The following is a 2,862-nucleotide window of genomic DNA, read 5'->3' as shown; positions in this document are numbered from 1 at the left end:
CTTGGTTCTTATGGATCGGCAAAGCGCAAGGTGATGCCAACTGTCGAACACCTCAGCCATAAGGGTCTCAACAATCGCTCAGAGAACTCGCATTTGCCCTTGCGAAAACGAGAGCGAGCCATGCAGAAGTTTAAGTCGCCAGGCCAGCTTCAAAGATTTCTGGCAACCTTCTCTGGCTTACGTAATCTGTTCGTTCCACCTCGCCACCAACGTTCTGCAATCGACATTTACCTCCACCGCATCAACGCTTTTTCACAATGGAAACAAGCCGCTATGCTTGACGCCTAAAATGCGTCTGGAGAAAACTATTGCGGCCAATTTCAGGTTAAGTTGATAGCGCCCCGACCCCGCATACCTTTATGTCGACGGACCCAAGAGTCCATAAAACGTCAACCCATCTATCCGCGTCCTGGACCGCTGGATGGGGCCGAGGGTGCTAGTTGTCGACCTCGAACACCATTGAGTTGATGATCAAGTTCCTGCGTTCTCTTCTGTGATAAGCCAGCTTGCTCTGCATACCGGGGCCAATCATTGATGACAGATCTTATCTGCTCGATATCATGAATGGCTCCAGCGGTGCTAAGCGAAGCACCCTTAGCTATCGTTATCATATGTTCATCCTTGATGTCCCGGCCATGTCCAGCAATAGATAGACTGTGTTCACCTGGTCCCATCGAGTAGGTTAAATCATATGCTGGTGAAACACGCCATTTTCCTGTTTTGTCCATCAAGAAAGCATGGTTCTTCGTATGGTCGTCTAAGTTTTTGGCGAGAACGTTAAACACCATCCGCTTATACATTGCTTGTACAGCTTCTTGGTTTTTGGTCATCATCCCAGTTAGCTTTAACAGCTCCCGATACCCTATTGATGAATAGGTATGGCTAGCATGCAAAAGCCCGCTGGCAGTGTGCATGTGGAACTTACCTTGCTCACAACGATCAAATCGTTTTGTAGCGAATAGCTTGTTTCCCTGTTCCGTTGAGATCACCTTGGTTTCTGACATCTCAATCCCAGCGCCATGTGCCATGAGTGCATAGGCGTGCTCTTCGACACCCATCTCAGCAGGGTCATCTTTGCTTGGAAACTTTACCAGCCAAGATTCAAATCCATCGGGCAAACCTCCACCATGATCAAGTATGACCGTGTTTTGATCTCGGGAGAGCCCTACAACGATTTTAGGTCGAGCGCCTGCAGAACCGCCTTGTGCAGCTTGGAGTGCCTCTATATCTGATGCAGGCACTTCTTGGATAACTTTCTCGACCTCTTGTGCGAACCAATCAAGATCAGCAACTTTCAGATCTTCCGCTTCGCATTCAATTGCCGGCTCATAGATAAGGGCTCCCATCCCGGTTGTTCCAACAGCTGCAAGACGATCCAAAGGGGTGAGTTGCGAGAAATCGATACCAAGCCGCGACAGCTTTTTGTCTACCAGCATTCGTCCCCACGCATCGGGTAAACTATCATTAAACAAGCCATGTAGACCATTAAATGGCTCATGTTTTGCTTCTTGAAGGCCAGAGCGAATAGGGAGGTGAAAAGGGGAGACCATCAACGAGTTTTCTAAGAACTCCCCGCCATACTGAAAGTATGCCCGTCGTTCTTGCCGGCTCCAAGCGAGTTCTCCAAGCTTGCGGGTTTCACCCTCGATGTTAAGGGAAACCAAAAGGCGGGACACTGCTGGCGGATGTTTCATCATCGGACTCGTTTGCGTTTAGGCTTATCGATGACATCCTCAATAGATCGAGGAGTCTTGGTGTCAAAAAGCGTTTCAAAACCGTCTTCAGCGTCTAAGGCATAAGCCAACTTGATGGCTGCCAAAAGTGAACCTTTTCCGTTGGTTTCCAATTGGCGCACTGAAGCGTATGGTACACCTGATCGCGCCGCTAGCTCTTTTTGAGTAAGATTGGCCGAAATACGCCGATCCTTCATTCGTTTAGCGAGAGCTTCCAGAATTTCGTTTGGTGAGGTGAGTTTAAATGCTTCCATAATAGCAATTATATCAGAATAACCAGATAAATGCCACTATGATGGCAAATAAATTAGACCTTCTTGCCTGCGGTATCTAATTCCGTTTGCTGTAAAGAGTCAATCTACTTCCGGTAATGATTAGCCGCAAGCGGCTGGAAGGATATGATTTATGCAGCGCCTGGCGACGTTGTTGCAGGGATCGTGATTTGAAGCTAATTTACTGAAGTCCTGCCAACATTTCAGATTTATATGCCTTATAGGGGCCAGAACAAGATTTGCTAAAAATCGTACGCTAAGAAAGAACAAAATAGAAACCTCGGGAAATTTCTCTACCGAGGTTCGTATCGCTTAACCGAATAATATGGTTAGACGAACTGGAAATCGTCGACGTGCAGATCTGAGACAAGAACGCCTTTGAGTGTCACCGAATTGCTTTCATTCACACGAATGACGGTATCGCTGCCATTATTACCGGCTGCTGTGAGCAAATCCTCAAAGCTTGCAAATAGGTCGGTACCAAAACCGATGACGTCATCTGACCCTGCTCCGGCTGGCGCTATCAACTTAACCTGAAATTGGCCGCAATAGTTTTCTCCAGACGCATTTTAGGCGTCAAGCATAGCGGCTTGTTTCCATTGTGAAAAAGCGTTGATGCGGTGGAGGTAAATGTTGATTGCGGACCGTTGGTGGTGAGATGGAACGAAGAGATTGCGCAGGCCGGAGAAGGTCGCCAGAAATCTTTGAAGCTGGCCTGGCGACTTGAACTTTTGCATGGCCCGCTCTCGTTTTCGTAAGGGTAAATGCGAGTTCTCTGAGCGATTGTTGAGACCCTTATGGCTGAGGTGTTCGACAGTTGGCATCACCTTGCGCTTTGCCGATCCATAAGAACCAAG

5 protein-coding genes are annotated in these 2,862 nt (G+C 47.9%); 1 reads left to right on the top strand and 4 read right to left on the bottom strand.

All coding sequences use genetic code 11. From position 1 onward, the window contains the following. Nucleotides 1-288: DDE-type integrase/transposase/recombinase (locus tag BMZ51_RS23450; RefSeq protein ID WP_139201481.1), on the top strand; the 288-nt coding region annotated here is incomplete at its 5' end. A gap of 110 nt (nucleotides 289-398) precedes the next feature. Here BMZ51_RS23450 and BMZ51_RS23445 read toward each other — a convergent pair. From BMZ51_RS23445 to BMZ51_RS23430, 4 genes are all read right to left on the bottom strand, one after another. After that, nucleotides 399-1,694: a type II toxin-antitoxin system HipA family toxin gene (locus BMZ51_RS23445; protein ID WP_068009440.1), complete on the bottom strand. Its 1,296-nt coding sequence runs from the start codon at nucleotides 1,692-1,694 to the stop codon at nucleotides 399-401. After that, a complete protein-coding gene (locus tag BMZ51_RS23440; RefSeq protein WP_203416230.1) occupies nucleotides 1,694-1,987 on the bottom strand; it encodes a helix-turn-helix domain-containing protein in 294 nt (97 codons plus the stop codon). Before BMZ51_RS23440 ends, BMZ51_RS23445 begins: the two co-directional genes overlap by 1 nt. A gap of 347 nt (nucleotides 1,988-2,334) precedes the next feature. Continuing rightward, nucleotides 2,335-2,532, bottom strand: a complete 198-nt coding sequence (locus tag BMZ51_RS23435) for a hypothetical protein (RefSeq protein ID WP_068009913.1) — start codon at nucleotides 2,530-2,532, stop codon at nucleotides 2,335-2,337. A gap of 42 nt (nucleotides 2,533-2,574) precedes the next feature. Next, nucleotides 2,575-2,862, bottom strand: a 288-nt coding sequence (locus BMZ51_RS23430; RefSeq protein ID WP_139201480.1) for a DDE-type integrase/transposase/recombinase, incomplete at its 5' end; no start/stop codon positions are given.

Origin of the sequence: Pseudovibrio axinellae (assembly GCF_900110875.1) — a bacterium.
GTDB lineage: Bacteria > Pseudomonadota > Alphaproteobacteria > Rhizobiales > Stappiaceae > Pseudovibrio > Pseudovibrio axinellae.
This window is presented reverse-complemented; position numbering and strand designations above follow the sequence as displayed.